Annotated in this window: 22 protein-coding genes; 9 read left to right on the plus strand and 13 right to left on the minus strand. The window is 46.9% G+C overall.

Translation table 11 applies throughout. The features are described 5' to 3' along the window. Positions 1–21 precede the first annotated feature (21 nt). Complete coding sequence (locus NE536_RS08115; protein WP_261272388.1) at positions 22–783, plus strand: phosphatase PAP2 family protein; 762 nt, start codon at positions 22–24, stop codon at positions 781–783. Between the two features lie 76 nt (positions 784–859). On the opposite strand, the gene NE536_RS08120 is transcribed toward NE536_RS08115, so the two are convergent. Beyond that, on the minus strand, positions 860–1,408 hold the full coding sequence (locus tag NE536_RS08120; protein WP_106649405.1) for a DUF2799 domain-containing protein: 549 nt from the start codon (positions 1,406–1,408) through the stop codon (positions 860–862). Positions 1,409–1,587: 179 nt separating this feature from the next. On the opposite strand from NE536_RS08120, the gene NE536_RS08125 reads away from it, so the two are divergent. Both NE536_RS08125 and NE536_RS08130 read left to right on the plus strand, forming a co-directional pair. Then, complete coding sequence (locus tag NE536_RS08125) at positions 1,588–1,908, plus strand: hypothetical protein (RefSeq protein WP_342455075.1); 321 nt, start codon at positions 1,588–1,590, stop codon at positions 1,906–1,908. A 335-nt stretch (positions 1,909–2,243) separates the two neighbouring features. Then, complete coding sequence (locus tag NE536_RS08130) at positions 2,244–3,104, plus strand: PA4780 family RIO1-like protein kinase (protein WP_106649407.1); 861 nt, start codon at positions 2,244–2,246, stop codon at positions 3,102–3,104. A gap of 537 nt (positions 3,105–3,641) precedes the next feature. Here the strand turns inward: NE536_RS08130 and NE536_RS08135 are convergent. After that, the gene (locus NE536_RS08135; protein ID WP_107946534.1) at positions 3,642–3,875 is read right to left on the minus strand and encodes a transposase; all 234 of its coding nucleotides are present in this window, start codon (positions 3,873–3,875) and stop codon (positions 3,642–3,644) included. A 672-nt stretch (positions 3,876–4,547) separates the two neighbouring features. On the opposite strand from NE536_RS08135, the gene NE536_RS08140 reads away from it, so the two are divergent. Beyond that, a complete protein-coding gene (locus tag NE536_RS08140) occupies positions 4,548–5,237 on the plus strand; it encodes a YiaD family glycine zipper/OmpA-like lipoprotein (protein WP_425347528.1) in 690 nt (229 codons plus the stop codon). Positions 5,238–5,500: 263 nt separating this feature from the next. Next, entirely contained in the window at positions 5,501–6,337 is an 837-nt protein-coding gene (locus tag NE536_RS08145; protein ID WP_012088232.1) for a molybdate ABC transporter substrate-binding protein, read from the plus strand. 112 nt (positions 6,338–6,449) lie between these two features. Here the strand turns inward: NE536_RS08145 and mgtE are convergent, their stop codons facing one another. The 11 genes from mgtE to NE536_RS08200 form a co-directional block, all read right to left on the minus strand. Beyond that, entirely contained in the window at positions 6,450–7,814 is a 1,365-nt protein-coding gene (gene mgtE / locus NE536_RS08150) for a magnesium transporter (protein WP_261272391.1), read from the minus strand. Positions 7,815–8,154: 340 nt separating this feature from the next. Further along, entirely contained in the window at positions 8,155–8,430 is a 276-nt protein-coding gene (locus NE536_RS08155; protein ID WP_006083073.1) for an HPr family phosphocarrier protein, read from the minus strand. Beyond that, positions 8,417–9,271 carry an RNase adapter RapZ gene (rapZ, locus tag NE536_RS08160; RefSeq protein ID WP_006083072.1) on the minus strand — a complete coding sequence of 285 codons (855 nt, stop codon included), beginning with the start codon at positions 9,269–9,271 and terminating at the stop codon, positions 8,417–8,419. The genes NE536_RS08155 and rapZ overlap by 14 nt, the downstream gene beginning before the upstream one ends. Next, a complete protein-coding gene (ptsN, locus tag NE536_RS08165) occupies positions 9,268–9,711 on the minus strand; it encodes a PTS IIA-like nitrogen regulatory protein PtsN (RefSeq protein WP_006083071.1) in 444 nt (147 codons plus the stop codon). The genes rapZ and ptsN overlap by 4 nt, the downstream gene beginning before the upstream one ends. Before the next feature lie 2 nt (positions 9,712–9,713). Continuing rightward, positions 9,714–10,001, minus strand: coding sequence for a ribosome hibernation promoting factor (gene hpf / locus NE536_RS08170; protein ID WP_006083070.1), 288 nt, complete (start codon positions 9,999–10,001; stop codon positions 9,714–9,716). 28 nt (positions 10,002–10,029) lie between these two features. Continuing rightward, complete coding sequence (locus tag NE536_RS08175; RefSeq protein WP_006083069.1) at positions 10,030–11,508, minus strand: RNA polymerase factor sigma-54; 1,479 nt, start codon at positions 11,506–11,508, stop codon at positions 10,030–10,032. 107 nt (positions 11,509–11,615) lie between these two features. Beyond that, entirely contained in the window at positions 11,616–12,347 is a 732-nt protein-coding gene (lptB, locus tag NE536_RS08180; RefSeq protein ID WP_006086073.1) for an LPS export ABC transporter ATP-binding protein, read from the minus strand. After that, positions 12,344–12,898 carry a lipopolysaccharide transport periplasmic protein LptA gene (lptA, locus tag NE536_RS08185; protein ID WP_261272392.1) on the minus strand — a complete coding sequence of 185 codons (555 nt, stop codon included), beginning with the start codon at positions 12,896–12,898 and terminating at the stop codon, positions 12,344–12,346. Before lptA ends, lptB begins: the two co-directional genes overlap by 4 nt. Further along, the gene (gene lptC / locus NE536_RS08190; RefSeq protein ID WP_220591973.1) at positions 12,885–13,445 is read right to left on the minus strand and encodes an LPS export ABC transporter periplasmic protein LptC; all 561 of its coding nucleotides are present in this window, start codon (positions 13,443–13,445) and stop codon (positions 12,885–12,887) included. Before lptC ends, lptA begins: the two co-directional genes overlap by 14 nt. Beyond that, positions 13,442–13,993, minus strand: coding sequence for a 3-deoxy-manno-octulosonate-8-phosphatase KdsC (gene kdsC, locus NE536_RS08195; RefSeq protein ID WP_006083065.1), 552 nt, complete (start codon positions 13,991–13,993; stop codon positions 13,442–13,444). Before kdsC ends, lptC begins: the two co-directional genes overlap by 4 nt. Continuing rightward, entirely contained in the window at positions 13,993–14,970 is a 978-nt protein-coding gene (locus NE536_RS08200; RefSeq protein ID WP_006086070.1) for a KpsF/GutQ family sugar-phosphate isomerase, read from the minus strand. Before NE536_RS08200 ends, kdsC begins: the two co-directional genes overlap by 1 nt. Before the next feature lie 279 nt (positions 14,971–15,249). Between NE536_RS08200 and NE536_RS08205 the strand changes: the two genes are divergently transcribed. The 4 genes from NE536_RS08205 (at position 15,250) to mlaD (ending at position 17,745) form a co-directional block, all read left to right on the plus strand. Beyond that, on the plus strand, positions 15,250–15,408 hold the full coding sequence (locus NE536_RS08205; protein ID WP_155730104.1) for a hypothetical protein: 159 nt from the start codon (positions 15,250–15,252) through the stop codon (positions 15,406–15,408). A 206-nt stretch (positions 15,409–15,614) separates the two neighbouring features. Further along, positions 15,615–16,433, plus strand: coding sequence for a phospholipid ABC transporter ATP-binding protein MlaF (gene mlaF, locus NE536_RS08210; protein WP_259544861.1), 819 nt, complete (start codon positions 15,615–15,617; stop codon positions 16,431–16,433). Beyond that, positions 16,430–17,215, plus strand: coding sequence for a lipid asymmetry maintenance ABC transporter permease subunit MlaE (gene mlaE / locus NE536_RS08215; RefSeq protein WP_006083062.1), 786 nt, complete (start codon positions 16,430–16,432; stop codon positions 17,213–17,215). The genes mlaF and mlaE overlap by 4 nt, the downstream gene beginning before the upstream one ends. A 56-nt stretch (positions 17,216–17,271) precedes the next feature. Further along, entirely contained in the window at positions 17,272–17,745 is a 474-nt protein-coding gene (mlaD, locus tag NE536_RS08220) for an outer membrane lipid asymmetry maintenance protein MlaD (RefSeq protein WP_006083061.1), read from the plus strand.

The following is a 17,745-nucleotide window of genomic DNA, read 5'->3' on the forward strand; positions in this document are numbered from 1 at the left end:
TATTTTAAAGGTAATGTTAGGATGACATTTATCGATTTTGCCAAAGGGCATCTAATCGCGCCACTATTAGTGTTTGCGGTGATCATCTTTGGGCTTGAATGGACTCACGCCGATATGAAAGTGGCAACCTTGTTATTTCATTGGCAGGGTGGCGTCGACTCTTGGCCATTAAGAGGCCATTGGCTGACCGAAAATGTATTGCACGTTGCTGGGCGTAACTTTGTTATCTTGCTGGCGGTGAGCGTTGTAGTCGGCATTGCCTTTAGTTTTCGAAGTGACAGGGTTAAGCCGTACCGTAAAGGGTTGATTTATCTATTTTGTAGCGTATTGGCGAGTGTGTTGCTGGTACGCATTGGCAAGAGCTTTACCCATATGACCTGCCCGTGGGATGTGATTGAGTTTGGCGGCCGTATGCTGCATTCCTCCCTGTTTGCCCGTTTACCTGAAGGCGCTGAATTTGGTCAATGTTTCCCTGGCGGCCATGCTAGCGGTGGGTTTGCTTGGGTTGCCTTGTATTACGTCTTACGTGAGTATCGTCCGCATTTAGCTAAGTTTGGTTTGATTTTCGGGGTGAGTTTAGGCCTATTGTTCGGTATCGGCCAAGAGTTACGCGGTGCCCATTTCTTGAGCCATGACTTATGGAGTTTAGCTATTGCATGGACGTCGGCGAGTCTACTTTACTATAGTTTTTTCCTGCGTCCATCAGGGTTTAAAAAAGCTAAATTTGCCGATGTTAGCCAAAGAGTCAATGTTAAATCCACTGCTGGATTAACACAAAAATAGCGGACTGTGAAACTGACATAACCTATGTGATTAACCTAAGCACTGAGTCCAATTGGGCTCAGTGTTTTTTTATGGCTTAGAATCTTAATTCGAAGCGCATATCGGGTCTGCGTAGGCGAGATCTTTCATCTAACAGCTGGTTCTTCTCATTGAGTAGGCTGTTTTTCTGTTTTAATAAGTCGGCCTTATCGGTGAGATTATTGATCTTGCCATCAAGACTGCTTATTTCTCTATCAATGGCATTTAAGCGATCGGCTATTTCAGCTAAGCGTTTGTTAGTTAGATATTGTTGATGGCCCTGATTATAACGTTCAACGAAGGCGTTATTGCTACAAACCCCATAGTAGCTTTCTCCCGCTAAGCCAACGCGATAGCCATTTTCGGGAAGACAGTAACTGGCTAACCCTTGCTGGTATCCTTGTTTCCACTGTGCGGTATCGACGCTGAGATTAAATTCTCGGCAATCTTTTTGATATTGATTCAATTGCCCTGCGCTCGTCCCACGGTTGCCATCGGCCAGTCCTAGGGCAAACCAATCACTATTGGCGCATTCTTCAATCGATAAGCTGCTGCATTGAGTGAGCGATAGGACCGAAAGGGCGAGGAAAAGGCTGGGATAATGCATGGACAAGTTCTCTATATGTTGTGGCGTTTAGGATAAAGGCTCTTCTGGGGGAGATCTAGTTTTATATACCGCCGATGATTCTGTCTTAGATGCGCTTTTTTGGGCAAAATCCATCACACTTTAACGGATGGATGCATGATAACCGGCTGATATTATGTTAGTTTGCGATTAACACTTTCATGTCTGCTTTGGGGTTAGCTATGATTTCACCCGTTTCATCGGCGCATTCTGCTTCATTACCGACGGCCAAATCGGTTCATCAACCCAGCGAGATTGCAGAGCCAAGTGGACTCAAATCCTTTACCTATGGCGCTTTAGGCTTGGCTGCTCCCAATGCTGAGCCCAGTTCCGATGTTGCTGCGACGAGCAAACCACTATTGCCAGCTCCCGATGATGCCGCCCCTAATGACATTCGCGATTCGAACGATACTTATTATAGCGCTGGGCAAATATTGAAAGCCGCAGCGACCGTGGGAAGTGTGATTGCCTTATTTGTGTGAGTTAAGTTTTTACGTAAACCTAGCTCGGATATCTATTTGAGCGGTCTTGAATTTGAATGTTCGCAGCAGGATCGAGGCTGTGGTTTTACCTCTTGCTTTATATAGGTTGGCGGAAAAGAATATTCTTTTAGTTTAAGCTTCATTTTCAGTCTCTTTCTTTGCCAAAGTCCTCAGTAAATCTGGTATTGTGTTTAACACGCAAGTGCATTAGTTTTTACTTAAAATTCGTTTAATAATCCTGAACTATATTCATCAAACTTCCGCTGGAGACCGCTTTTGTATGAAGATTTGCCCGCAGTATTCCATATCATGCCTAAGTAAGGTATAAGGGCGCTATGAAAACTCCGAAACGAATCCAACCCCTGGTTGATGAAGGACTGGTCGATGAGGTCATTAGCCAGTTAATGAGCGGTAAAGAAGCGACTGTGTACGTTGTACGCAGTGGTGATGATATCCGCTGTGCCAAAGTCTATAAAGAAGCGGACAAGCGCAGTTTTAAGCAAGCTGTGTTGTATCAAGAAGGCCGAAAAGTCCGCAATAGCCGTCGTGCGCGTGCGATGGAAAAAGGGTCTAAATTTGGCCGCGATCAGCAGGAAGAAGCTTGGCAAAATGCCGAAGTTGAAGCACTTTATCGTTTAGCAAATGCAGGTGTGCGCGTACCAACACCCTATGGTTGTTTCGATGGCGTGTTGTTGATGGAGTTAGTGACGGATGCTGATGGACATGTGGCGCCGAGATTAAACGATGTCAGTATGTCGGCCGAAAAAGCCCTGAAAGATCATGCGTTGGTGATGACCTATGTCAAACGCATGCTTTGTGCTGGGTTAGTGCACGGTGACTTGTCTGAGTTTAACGTGCTAGTCGATAGCGAAGGGCCTGTGATTATTGACTTGCCTCAAGCTGTCGATGCCGCCGCGAATAACCATGCCAAATGGATGTTAGCGCGTGATGTGAATAACATGACCCAATACTATGGCTTGTATGCTCCTGAGCTGTTAAAAACACAATATGCCAAAGAGATTTGGGCCCTGTTCGAAGCGGGTGAATTGAAGCCAGAAACACCATTAACTGGTGAGTTTACCGAAGTATTGGTCGAAGCCGATGTCAGTGCCGTGTTAGAGGAAATTCAAGCGGCCTTTGAAGAGGCGCAAGAGCGTAAACAAAGGATCCAAGAGGCAAACGAAGAAGACTATTAATCGTCTGCCATTGTTTTTTCCCATAAAAAAGACGCTCAAAGTAGCGTCTTTTTCATGCTAAAAATTAAGTGTCACTATTATTTTTATTGTTGATTTTATTATTGTTATTTAATTTTTGGCGTTAGCCAATCCTTGGCTTAATCCCCAATAGAAGCTGGGGCCATCCTTGTTGCTACAAACAAGCTAGCAATCATAGAACTGTGAATAAAATGACAAGACCAGAGAGAGAAATATGTTCATGACTTGGGGGAGCACAATTCACATATTTGATCTTGGGGGAGATAACTCCCTCCCCAGTCTTGCCGAAACTTTTGCATTGTCCCTATTCGTTTGTTGCTGTTAATACTCTTTCCCAATCTTCGTTGGGTCTATCAATTTGGGCGACAAGGCCGGACTAAAAAGGGCGCTGTTATTATTGTTGTTAGCACATCTTTTACATCGTTAGCGTTATCAGCAGGGCGATATGCAATCTCGTCCGGCCTTGTCTATTCGGGCACGTTTAGTTTGTTGTACAGGCATTCAATTGCCATGCAGCGCTTAACCTATGGTGCGTAGCTCGTTATTGAGCTGTTTAATTCTTTTCTGCAGTTGGGCAATCTCGCTCATTAATGCGCATTCTCTTTGCTGGGGTTGTAGATCGCTTTCCCGAACCCATTGGTAGACTGCCTTGGCAGATAGACCGTATTGACGTGCAACATCCGACAGTAAGCGACCTTGCACTTTAACCTCGGTGATAACATGTAGCTTGAGACTATTTTCTGAGATTCCCATGAGCGTTCCCTCTTTTACTGCTTTCTAACTAAAATATGACCGTTTGTGTTGCCTGTTATTGAGGATATTGACGCTGTTCTAAATCCCACTGACTCAGGCCTAGGTGGCGCAGACAGATCCATTCGTGGCGACATAGTGCGATAAAGTTCATGACTGTTTTCATACTTCCTCCTTCATGACCCTAAATACTCGAGTGCATTTTCTGTCTCGATAGGTCCATTTAATTTGGATTAATCCTGTTGAAGTCGACTTGAGTTTTCGGCGATTTCTACCGCGTCTGACTGTCTATTCACTTAGTAGTATGTAAAATTCGTGCCAATATTCTAATTTTTATTTTATTCTTTAAAATCATTGTGTTGTATATTCGATTAAAACGGTGTGATTTTTTAGTGCTGCCAAAAACAGTGCAAGACGCACTATTTCGGTGCCTTCGGCTTGATATGGAACAGGGCTGTCTAAGGCACGATTGCAACCCGAAATCTGTATCTTTGCTGACTACAATCTGGATTAGCAGAATTGAATATGGATAAAGGATTGTCTCGAGCGTAATTGCTTATATACTGCCAGCCTTGTGGCAATCCCTAGGTCATTCGTATTACTTAGTGTGAAGTGATATTTCTTGCCCTTTGAGCGGTATTCACAGTCATCAATCATATAAAGAGGTTATAAATGATGAAGTGTTTTCAGGCAGTGCAATCTGAACCATCCCTGTTAGCCATAGTGGTATTGACGACCGCGCTAGTTGCATCGGGTTGTACAACAATCAATCCCTATTCAAACGAACAACAAACCGCTAAAGCGACCAGTGGTGCATTGATTGGTGCCGTCGCAGGGGCTGCCATTGGCGTAGTCTCTTCGAGCAAAAGCGACCGCGGTAAAGGTGCCTTAATTGGTGCTGCATCAGGCGCTGCAGTCGGCGGTGGTATTGGTTATTACATGGATGTGCAAGAGACCAAATTACGTCAACAACTCGCTTCAACGGGCGTGAGTGTGACCCGTAGCGGCGATAACATCATTTTGAACATGCCTAATGAAGTCACCTTCGGCGTAGATCAAACCGAGTTAAGCGACGGCGCTAAACGCGTGCTGAACTCAGTGGCGCTTGTGGCCAAGGAATACAGCAAAACACAGCTTAACGTATTAGGTTATACCGACAGCAGTGGCTCAGACTCTTACAATTTACGTCTGTCACAAGTACGTGCGGGTGAAGTGGGTAATTACTTGATGAGCAAAGGCGTCGCCTCTGCCCGTGTAAAATCAAAAGGCATGGGGGAAGCGAGTCCTATCGCATCAAATGCAAATGCAAACGGCCGCGCACAAAACCGCCGTGTTGAGATTGTATTAACGCCGACGGGTCAGTAGGCAAGTGAAGCATTCTAGTTTTACAAAAGTCGCCTGAGGGCGACTTTTTTGTTTCTGTGTTAGGCATATTTAGCGGTAAGTGCCTCGCAGATTTAAGCTAGACAATTTGTCCTCTCTAACCTGTGTTTTGGGTGATCTACACCACAATCACATCACAGCGGTTTGCTTCGGGATGAGTTCAGCTTGATCCCTTTATCGATTTCACGTTCTGTATGAGGATAAGTCACAAGAATGACTTTTAGCGCCCAGAGGAGAATATGACTATGATAAGCAAACACGTGTTAGTCGCCTTGAGTTTAAGCCCTGTCATCATGGTGGCTGCTGTACAAGGAATGCCGATGAAAGCCGAAGTGACCACAGGAGCGGCGCCGATAGAACTGCGCGCCGCAGGCAGTTTAAAGACTGCCATGAAAGATATTATTGCCGCTTATCAAGCCGAGTCGCACACGAGTGTTGCGGCACAATATGCGCCATCTGGTTTACTGTTAAAACGCATTCAAGAGGGTGAAAAAGTCGATATTTTTGCCTCGGCGAATATGAAACATCCGCAGGCATTAGTGGATGCGGGTCAGGGGAAAGCGGTGCAAATGTTTGCCCGTAATCAACTCTGCGCGGTTGCTCAGGATAATGTTCAGGTGACGAGTGCAACGCTACTCGATACCTTGTTAGATCCTAAGATCAAAGTTGGCACCTCAACCCCGAAAGCCGATCCGGCGGGTGATTATGCTTGGGCCGTTTTTGCTAAGGCCGAAGCGGTAAAACCCAATGCGAAAGCCGCGTTAGAGACCAAGGCATTGCAACTGACGGGCGGCCCTGAGAGTGCTAAACCACCTAAAGATCGCAATCCTTATGGCTGGGTGATGGAAAACAAACAAGCAGATATCTTTTTAACCTATTGCACTAATGCTGTGCTGGCTAAACAAGAAGTGCCGAGTCTACAAATCATCGACTTACCGCAGGAACTCGCCGTGGGGGCCGACTATGGTTTGCTGGTTTTGCAGGGCGCCAATGCTGCCGCAACGCCGTTAGCTGAGTTTATTCTATCGGCAAAAGGTCAAGCGATTCTGAGCAGTTATGGTTTTCAACCACCGGCAAAATAGTCTTTTCTAGTTTTTCAGCAGGATAAAAAAACGGCACCCTTTCGGTGCCGTTTTTGTTATAAACTCAAACTGTTAAAGCGTTAAAGCGTTAAAGCGTTAAAGCGTTAAAGCGTTAGTGCATCAGATAGAGCGTCGCTAATCCGAGGAAGGCGAATAGGCCAACCACGTCAGTGACTGTGGTGAGCACCATGCCGCCAGCGAGGGCAGGATCGATTTTAAGTCGTTTTAAAATCAATGGAATACTCGCACCTGCAAGCCCAGCCACTGTCATGTTGATCAGCATAGCGCTGCCAATTAATCCCGCCAGTGCCATATCATCCTTCCACAGCAACACGGCAATAAACACCAAAATCGACCACATTAAGCCATTGAGAAAACCAATCGATAATTCTTTACCAATAAGCCAACGGGCGTTGCTTTGGCCTATGTGGCCTAAGGCAATACCGCGGATCACGAGTGCTAAGGTTTGATTACCGGCCACACCGCCCATGCTAGGGACAATTGTCATCAAGATGGCGATGGTAGCAAATTGCTCGATAGTGCCTTCAAACATATTACTGACCGAGGAGGCGAGTAGCGCGGCGAACAAGTTAATCGTGAGCCAGAGTGAGCGACGTAGGGTACTTTTTAGCACTGGGCCGAAAGTATCCTCGTCATCGTCCATCCCCGCCATCCCCATCATGGAATGCTCGGCATCTTCGCGGATAACGTCGACCACGTCATCGATTGTGATCCGTCCTAGCAGCTTGCCATCTCTATCAACAACGGGAGCTGATACCCAGTCATTGCGTTCGAATTTCTGCGCCACTTCACTGTCGGACATGCTCACCGGAATACTTTGGATATCGGGGTCCATGATGTTGCGAATTGTGGTGCTTGGCGCGCAAGTCAGTAGATCTGCCAGCCTGACACCGCCGAGCACTTTGTCCTGTTTATCGACCACATATAAGGTATCTGTGGTGTCTGGCAGGTTGCCCCTTTGGCGAAGATAGCGCAGCACCACATCGATATTCACATCGGGTTTTAGAGTAACGGTATCTGTGTTCATCAAGCTGCCGGCGGTCTCATCGGGATAGGATAAAGCCTGTTCTACCCGCTGGCGGTTTTGTTCTGTCATCGACTGCAGCACTTGCTTGTAAACGGCGTCGGGAAGACTACGCAGAATATAGGCCAGATCATCGGTGTCCATGCTCGCTGTCGCTTTTGCAACCCGCTCAGGACTCATGCTGCGGATCAGCGGATCTTTGAGTTCTTCGCTTAACTCGTCGAGTATGTCGCCTATTTGTTCTTGATCGATAAGCTGCCACAGCACTTGTCTGGCGCTGGGTGGTGAGGATTCTAAGATCAGCGCGATATCTGAGGCGGCCATTTTCTGCAGCATATTACGCACGTGCACAAACATGCCACTGCTAAGCGCTTGGTTTAACTGGTCGAGACTATGTCCGGTGTGATCGTTTTCTGAATTATCTACGGGCATTTGTCCTCCATAGTTGTCCGCCACTGTGCGGCAAATTGGTTCGAGAGTGCGCTGCTTTGCGCAGGGCTGAGACTTAGCGGTGACTTCGCGATAGCTATGCTTCAGTCACAGATAGAGCGCTCTGGCATAGGTCATGCGTTTTACGCATAGATTAAGGCGGCTAAGACTAAGGTGAGTCAGCGGTAATGCTCGCTAGTGTAATCGCCTATGGTTCGTGCCGTCGAGCGACAAATATGTCGCCAAGCTTTTGAAACGAGATGTGAACTGCACAAATAAGCAGTGCTAAGTGTGATGTGTACTGATCTGAGTGCCTGTGCGGAACACTGAGTATGAAATCAAACTAACAGGCTTCGTCAAACTTAGCGTCGATTAAGGCACAAATGGCATCCAGAGCGGGCTCAGCATCTGGGCCTTCGGCGATAAGTTTAATGGTTTTACCCATGCCAGTCTCAAGCATCAATAAGCCAAGCACGCTGGCGGCCGATGCCTGTTTATCGCCTTGTATTAAGGTGATGGTCGCATCAAACTCGGATGCCAGTACCACCAACTTAGTGGCGGCACGGGCATGTAATCCCAGTTTGTTACAGATGGTGATCTGACGTTCAAGCTTTGGCATTATTCAGCTCTCGATGGCGGGCATAAACTTTATGTTTACCGTTACTAAAGCGTTTAGCCAATTGCTCTGCGACGTAAACCGATCTGTGTTGTCCACCCGTGCAGCCAATCGCTACAGTTAAATAACTGCGATTGTTGCGCTCGAGATGCGGCAGCCAAGTTTCCAGTAAATTTTCGATTTGCCAGATGAACTTATTCACGAGTGGTTGACGATTTAAGAACTCAGCCACGGGCTCATCTAAGCCTGTCAATGGACGCAGCGCCAGTTCCCAGTGTGGGTTAGGCAGAAAGCGTACATCAAACATAAAGTCGGCTTCGGTTGGCATACCGTGCTTAAAGCCAAAGGACTCGAAGTTAATCACTAACTCTTTATCGACGCTGCCGAGCAGAATTTGTCTCACTTGATCGCTTAAATCATAGATATTCAAATTCGACGTATCTATGTAGTGATCGACCAGTTTTGACATAGGCTCGAGCAGTTTCCCTTCCAGCTTTATCGCTTCTTGCAAAGAGACTTGGCTCTTCGACAAAGGATGCAAACGGCGGGTCTCGCTGTAACGCTTAAGCAGAATTTTATCGCTGGAATTGAGGAAGAAGCTGGTTAACTCAGTATCAGGAGGCAGGCTCGCGAGTTGCTTCACTAAGACTTTATCCTGCTCAGGCATGTTACGCACGTCGACACTGATGGCGACGAGATCGTTACTGCCTTTGAGTTGCTCAAGCAAAGTGCCGATTAAGGGCAAGGGAAGGTTATCGACACAATAATAGCCGAGATCTTCGAGTACCCTTAGGGCGACAGATTTGCCTGAGCCTGAGCGGCCCGACACTATGACCAGTTTCATCCAGTGATTACCTGATAGAGTTCCGTTTCATCATGCGTCTTGCGTAATTGCTTTAATATTTGCTTGTCGCTCAGCTTTTCGGCCATGCAAGACAAGGTACTTAAGTGTTGCTGACATTGGTCAGCAGGCACCAGTAGTGCAAATAAAATATCAACAGGTTGCTTATCGATAGCATCGAATGCTATCGGCTCTTCACACTTAATGAGTATGGCAATGGGCTGATCTATATCGGCTAGTCGACCATGTGGAATGGCGATGCCGTTACCTATACCTGTGCTCCCCATCTTTTCGCGCGCCACTAGGCTTTCGAATATCTCTTGAGATGAGAGGGTCGGGTACTGGGCAGCGACTAAGTCGCTGATGAGTTCCAGTACCTTTTTCTTGCTGCCCGGAGTGGCGCAGGTAGTGCACTCCGGCCGCAGTATGGTACAAAGTTCCATTATTAGTGTTTTGTTAACTTCTCTTTGTGTTTAATAACCTGACGATCAAGCTTGTCAATCAGGGCGTCTATAGCGGCATACATGTCAGCATGCTCTGAAGTAGCAAAAACTTCACCACCGATAAGATTTATTCTCGCTTCGGCAATCTGTTGCATTTTCTCGACATTGAGCACAACGTGCACATTATTGATCTGTTCGAAATGGCGTTCAAGTTTTGAAAACTTTTCTTCTACATATGCGCGTAACGATTCGGTAATTTCGACATGGTGTCCACTCAGGTTTATTTGCATAGAAACGTCCTCCGATATCCACTGTAGGTTATAAACTTTTACGCTGATTAGAAGGCGGAATGAGCATAGCCTCTCGGTACTTCGCAATGGTTCTGCGGGCTACGTTGATCCCTTGTTCTGCCAGAAGTTGTGCCATCTTACTGTCGCTTAATGGTTTTTTCTGGTTTTCCGCTGCAACCAGTTTCTTAATGAAGGCTCTGATTGCTGTGGATGAGCACTCCCCACCATCGTCAGTTCCGACGTGGCTAGAGAAGAAGTATTTTAGTTCAAAAAGTCCCTTAGGGGTATGCATGTATTTCTGTGTCGTCACCCTTGAGATGGTCGACTCATGCATTTCTACCGCTTCGGCAATATCGTTCAGCACCATAGGTTTCATGGCTTCTTCACCGTATTCAAAGAAACCTTGCTGATATTGGACGATACAGTTCGCCACCTTCAACAGGGTATCATTACGGCTCTCTAAACTCTTGATAAACCATTTAGCCTCTTGCAGATGACCACGAATAAATTGGCTATCGGCTTGGCTTTTAGTGCTGCGCGCCATCGAGGCATAATGTTGGTTTACATTGATTTTTGGCATGCAGTCAGGATTCAGCTCAACCACCCAGCGGCCATTTTTCTTCGACACAGACACATCTGGGATGACGTATTCGTCATCGTTGGGCGTAATCAATAAACCTGGGCGAGGATTGAGGGTTTGGATAAGCGCGATGCCGTCTCTTAACTCATCCTCTTTTAATTTAGTCTTACGCATCAACAATCTAAAATCGCGGGCGGCGATCAGATCTAAATGATCTTTGATCAGCATGCGGGCGTTTTCTAGGTTGGGCGTATCAGCGGCGAAATGCGACAGTTGGATCAACAGGCACTCGCTTAAATCGCGGGCGGCAACACCAATGGGATCAAAATGTTGAATGCGCTTGAGTACGGCTTCTACTTCGTCGAGCTCAACCTCAGAATTGCCCATGGCTTCGAGGATTTCGTCAGTGCTTTGGGTGAGATAGCCTTGATCGTCGATGGCATCAATAATGGCGGTGGCAATGGCTAAATCGGTTTCAGAAAACGGCGTGAGGTTTTTTTGCCATTCTAAGTGTTCATACAAGCCTTCACTGGTCTCACCTTGGAAGGGCATATCGTCTTCACGACTGCCACCGGGGCCAGAATTAGGAGAGGCGGTGAACACTTCATCCCATGTGGTGTCCATGGGGAGTTCGTCGGGCATGGACTCTTTCGTGAGCGACTCTGCCGTATCTATGGTGGAGCTGTCTTTTTCTGGCGGCAGGGTGCTAGATTCACTGAAATCCGTATCGGATAGCGTTTGGTTTACAGGGTCTTTAGTGGCGTCGAATTGATCCTCTTCCAGCTCGAGAAGGGGATTAGAATCTAAGGCTTGCTGGATCTCTTGCTGCAGTTCTAATGACGACAGTTGCAACAGACGGATGGCCTGTTGTAATTGTGGCGTCATGGTTAACTGTTGACCCAGTTTGAGCTGGAGTGACGCTTTCATGTTACCGCTGATCCCTACGTTATTATTGTTGGATGAGGTCGCTTGTTATCATCTTGAGTGGAGTCCAATGGTGGCATAAATTGCCTGCATTGGCTCCGCTTGATTAACTATAGCCTGAATTGTTCACCTAAGTACACAGCCCTAACTTGCTGATTGTCTAAGATCTCTGCGGGTGTTCCTTCGGCAATCAAGTTTCCGTGACTCACGATATAGGCATGTTCACACACATCTAATGTCTCACGGACATTGTGGTCTGTGATCAACACGCCAAGGCCACGACTTTTGAGCTGTTCGATAATCTTTTTAATGTCGATAACCGAAATCGGATCGACACCAGCAAAGGGTTCATCGAGCAAAATGAACTTAGGATTTGCTGCTAACGCCCGCGCAATTTCGACACGGCGACGTTCACCGCCCGACAATGACATGCCTTGGCTGTCACGGATGTGGGTGATGTGGAACTCTTCAAGCAGATGCTCTAGCTCTTCTTCCCTTTGCTCTTTTTTTAGTTCTTTACGCGTTTGCAGCACGGCCATGATGTTGTCATGGACGGTCAGTTTACGAAAGATACTGGCTTCCTGTGGCAAGTAACCTATGCCTTTGCGGGCGCGCAGGTGCATAGGATCTGCGGTTAAATCATCATCGTCGATAAAGATGTGGCCTTTATCGCTCTTAACCAGACCGACGACCATGTAAAAGGTGGTAGTTTTACCCGCGCCGTTCGGGCCGAGCAGTCCAACAACTTGACCTGTCTTTACCGTTAGACTGACGTCTTTAACCACTTGGCGACTCTTATAACTCTTCGCCAGATTTTGTGCTCTTAGGGTGATTTGGGTCATTTAGAGTCCTGCTTTTTCACAGGTTTATCCGCTGGCGCGTCTGGTTTGGCATCATCTTGATAGCTTTCAGGCTGAATAATAGTGATCACGCGATCGTCACCACTACCTGTGCTTTCTGCAATCAATTTTTGCTGGATGATGTTATAGCGGATCACATTACCCGTCACTTGGCTACCTGCTTGATCTAACGAAGCTTGGCCTTTCAGTGTCAGGGTACGGCTTGCCATATCGTAACGAATTTCTTTCGCGCTCGCCGAGGCTGGACGGCCATCGTCTAACACTTGGCTGTAAGTTGCGGGGTTACCAGTGGCCACTAAAATTTTGCTATTTTCACCTTCGGCAGAAAATGCACGCAGTTCATTTGCTTGGATTTTTATCGAGCCTTGGGTAACTTCCACCGGACCAAAGAAGATGATCTGGTTGTTCTTGATATCTGCCGTTTGGCTCACTGCTTTGATTTTAACTTCCTGCTTTAGGTCGTCGACTTTAGCAAAGGCGCTCATGCTCATTATTAGCATTAGGCTGGCAAGTAATACGTTATTTTGCTTCATATGTTCCTACTACCTGACTGGTCAATTTCACTTCCTGCGCGTTGAGGTCGGCATAAAGGCCTTGGCCTTGAATATTAAAATCTTTCCCTGTGACGTAAATGGTACGGTCAGAGGTCATTATCATCGTATTGAGATCGAGTTCCAGATAACTGGTGGACAAGGTCTGGATCGGTTCTTCTGCGCTAATGGCATCAATAATAACATTGTTTTCGAGTACAACCTTGCCCGTTTCCTTGTTTAGCTTGCCCTGATCTGCACTGAGTTGCCATTGTGCTTTACCTTGGTCTGGATAAACAAGATAAACAGGTTGAGTAAAGTAAGTTTGATTCGTTGAATCATAATGTTCCATGTGTTTCGCCGTCACACGGCTATTGACTAGCCCTTGTTCATTGAACTCAACACTGCGCAGATCTTCAATGATGAAATCTGGGGTATTCTGATCTTTAACTCTATTATCGGTATCACCGCTGTGTTTGTTCTGCACTTGCCAATACAGCACTAATGCAGTTCCAAAAAAAGCAATAATCGCGAGTGTCACACGACTCATATACTCATTCCATGGGCCGAAGTGAATTTATTTTGACTGAGTAGCAACAGATCTGTGAGTTCACGCAGTGCACCGTGGCCACCATTGAGCGTAGTGACAAAGTGGGCGTGCTGACGCACATAGGGATGACCATCGGCCACACTGACCGCTAAACCGACGACATTCATCACGGGTAAATCGACAATATCATCACCGATATATGCTACTTCTTCCGGGGTGACACCATAGAGTGCGAGCAATGCTTCATAGGGCTCGAACTTATTATCTACGCCTTGGTAAATATGGGTTACGCCAAGGGCTGTCATACGGTTTTCAACGATTTTGGATTGACGTCCAGTGATAACCGCAAGATTAAAACCGCTGGTGAGTATCGAGCGCACGCCATAGCCGTCGCGGGTGTGGAAGGCTTTTAGCTCTTCGCCGCTATTGCTTAGGTAAATACGACCGTCGGAAAACACCCCGTCGACGTCACAGATCAACAGTTTAATCTTTTGCGCGCGTTGCCACACATCATCACTGATTGGGCCGTAAAATCCTTGCTGTGGCATTAAATGACTCCTGCTTTAACCATGTCTAGCATGTTAAGAGCGCCGATTGGATGGCGGTCTTTATCGATAACAATTAATCCGTTGATGTTTTTTGAGTCCATCACTTGCAGCGCTTGGGCGGCCAACACACCGTCTGTGATGGTCACGCAGTTACGGGTCATCACATCGGCGATGGGTGTAGTACGTAGATTCACTTCGGCATCGATAACGCGGCGTAAATCACCATCGGTGAAGATACCAACCAGCTTGCGCTGATCATCGATAATCGCCGTCATGCCTAAGCCTTTTTTGGAAATTTCGTACAGGGCTTCTGTGATGCAAATATCGTGGTTAACGAGCGGTAAGTCATCACCGCTATGCATGACATCGCAGACTTTTAACAATAACTTTCGCCCTAAAGCACCGCCAGGATGGGACATAGCAAAGTCATCACGGGTAAAGCCTTTTGCCTGCAGTAGCGCAATGGCAATGGCATCGCCCATCACTAAGGTCGCGGTAGTGCTTGACGTTGGCGCGAGTCCAAGTGGGCAAGCTTCTTCTGGGACTTCAATACATAAATGTACTTTAGATAAGCGCGCCATGTTCGATTCGGGTTTACCTGTTACCGCGATAACGGGCACGCCCATACGTTGGATGACGGGCATTAAGGTGAGGATTTCGCTCGACTCACCAGAATTAGAAATCGCTAAAATCACATCGTTATCGGCTAATACACCGAGATCGCCGTGGCTGGCTTCACCCGGATGCACAAAAAATGCGGGCGTTCCTGTGCTGGCGAGGGTGGCAGAAATCTTATTACCGATATGGCCCGATTTGCCCATTCCCATGACAATCACTTTGCCTGTGCAGTTAAGGATCAACTCGCAAGCTTCTGCAAATTCGGCCGAATCAACATATTGATAAAGATTGTCTAGGGCTGACTTTTCAATGTCGATAACTTTACAGCCCCATTGGCGCAGTTGTGATTTGTCTACCATGTCTATCTCTCTTTTTGCATTGTCTTTGTCGCCCCATTGATGGGATTGGAATAGCACAATTTGGTACGCGATAAAGATGATATGTAATAGGCTTTCTGCCAAGTTTTAGTTTGTTTTCAGACGATTTAGCTTATGTCTTGTTGTGGTGAATTCCCTAAAACAACAAAACAATTGCGGCAGGCTAGAGCGATTGATCCGACTCGTCAAGTTCAGCTGCGGCAGCTATTCATGCACAATAACCTGTTTAGCGGCAGAAGGTCTTGAGCAATATCATCGTCTTTGTCGTTTATTTCAATGGATTTATCCCGTATCGCGGCGGGTATTACCGCACGGGATGCCTCTATTTCACACTCGTATATCGACGCATCGCACCTAAAAGTGGACGAAGAGCGAGCTAAGTGCGAACGAATTAGCCAATATCGCCAATTCTGCAACTAGGTTGAAAACATTAAGTAACATTTTACCTGTGCAGAGTGAAAACTTAGGGCGCATTTTCGCTGTAAATGAGGCAAATTGAAAGTATCGCAGGGCGATAGTGTCGATTCGGTTGTAGGTTAAAGCGCAATTACGTACAATTTGCGGCTCTTCGATTGGTCAGTCTAGGAAGACTAGGATCACCTCTTTTGCAAATGTCGGAATCAAGCATGACTCAAGAACAAACACCGTTGGTTGAGATCCGTAATTTGGGGTTTAGCCGCGGTCAGCGTGTGATATATGAAGATATTAGCCTGTCCATTCCAAGGGGCAAGGTGACGGCGATCATGGGGCCGAGCGGCATAGGCAAAACGACCCTGTTAAAGTTGATCGGCGGCCAATTAACGCCTGACCACGGACAAGTGTTATTCGACGGTCACGATATCCATGGCGTGAGTCGCAATGAATTATTTAGTCTGCGTAAGCGGATGAGCATGTTGTTTCAAAGCGGTGCGCTGTTTACCGACATCAACGTGTTCGATAACGTGGCCTTTGCGCTGCGCGAACATTCAGGTCTGCCAGAAGACATTATTCGCACTATCGTGCTGATGAAGCTCGAAGCCGTAGGTTTACGTGGTGCCGCCCAGATGATGCCAAGTGAATTATCCGGTGGTATGCAACGCCGCGCGGCATTGGCCAGAGCCATCGCGCTTGAGCCTGAAATGGTGATGTACGATGAGCCTTTTGCCGGCCAAGATCCAATCTCTATGGGCGTGTTAGTGAAGCTTATTCGTGAGTTATCGGATGCGCTCAATTTGACCTCCATCGTAGTGTCCCACGATGTGGATGAAGTCCTCGGCATTGCCGATTATGTGTATGTGGTGGCCGACAAAAAAGTTATTGCCCACGGTACGCCAGAAGAATTGAAATACGCCGACAATCCACAGCTTAAACAGTTTATTCAAGGCGCGCCCGATGGCCCAGTGCCGTTCCATTATCCGGCGAATGATTACCAACAAGAATTGATGGTAAAAGGAGTTGGCAAGTGAAGTTAATAGACAGTATTGCCGACTTAGGCCGCAGCGCGATTGAGTTAGTGCTCGGTTTTGGCCGCGCAGGCCTTATGTTGTGGGGGGCGATTTTTCGCTGGCCACGGGTGCGCAAAGGTTTTCCATTATTAGTGCGCCAGATTTATGTGGTCGGCGTGCAATCTATGGTGATTATTTTAGTCTCAGGGCTTTTTATCGGCATGGTGTTGGCACTACAAGGCTACAACATCTTAGTTGGTTTTGGCACCGAAGAAAGCTTAGGCCCTATGGTGGCGCTCAGTTTACTGCGTGAGTTAGGGCCCGTGGTTACCGCACTTTTGTTTGCGGGACGTGCGGGTTCTGCCTTAACCGCTGAAATTGGTTTGATGAAGAGTACTGAGCAGCTCTCGAGTTTAGAGATGATGGCTATCGACCCATTAAGGCAGATTATTGCACCGCGCTTTTGGGCGGGGGTGATCAGTATGCCATTACTGGCGTTAATGTTTACCGCTGTGGGTATATATGGCGGTCACATAGTCGGCGTGGAATGGAAAGGAATCGACAGCGGGGCGTTTTGGTCGATTCTGCAGGCGTCGGTCGAGTGGCGTCAGGACATAGTTAACTGCTTGATCAAGAGTGGTGTGTTTGCCGTAGTGGTGACTTGGATTGCGTTATATCGCGGTTATCAAGTGATCCCAAATCCGGAAGGTATCAGCCGTGCAACGACTCAGACTGTGGTTCAGTCGAGTCTCGCAGTATTGGCATTAGATTTTTTACTGACAGCCCTGATGTTTGGCCGCTAACGGAACACTGCGGATTTCGACACAGGTAAGATGGATTAACAGAGTGGTAGCTGAACATGTTGACACGAAAAATTGAATTATTAGTGGGTGTGTTTCTTTTAACGGGATTGGCCGCTTTTTTGGTCTTAGTCTTTAACGTTGCCAATATTGAAGTGAAAAGCAGCGATAGCACTTACACCATAAAAGCCAATTTCACCAATATTGGTGGCTTGAAGGTGCGTTCGCCCGTCAAGGTTGGCGGTGTCGTGGTTGGCCGCGTCAGTGGCATAGATTTAGATCCCGTTAAGTTAGTGGCAGTGGTCACCTTAGTGATGGACAAGCGTTACGATAAATTTCCAGAAACCAGTAGTTTAGCCATTTTGACTTCGGGTTTGTTGGGCGAGCAATTCTTAGGGTTAACACCGGGTTTTGTCGATGATGATGTCAGCATGCTTAAAGATGGCGATAAGATTGATGATACGCGCTCGGCATTAGTGTTGGAGGAACTGATTGGTCAGTTCTTATATAGTATGGGTTCGAAAGACAAATAG

Origin of the sequence: Shewanella septentrionalis (assembly GCF_025370265.1) — a bacterium.
Lineage (GTDB): Bacteria > Pseudomonadota > Gammaproteobacteria > Enterobacterales > Shewanellaceae > Shewanella > Shewanella hafniensis.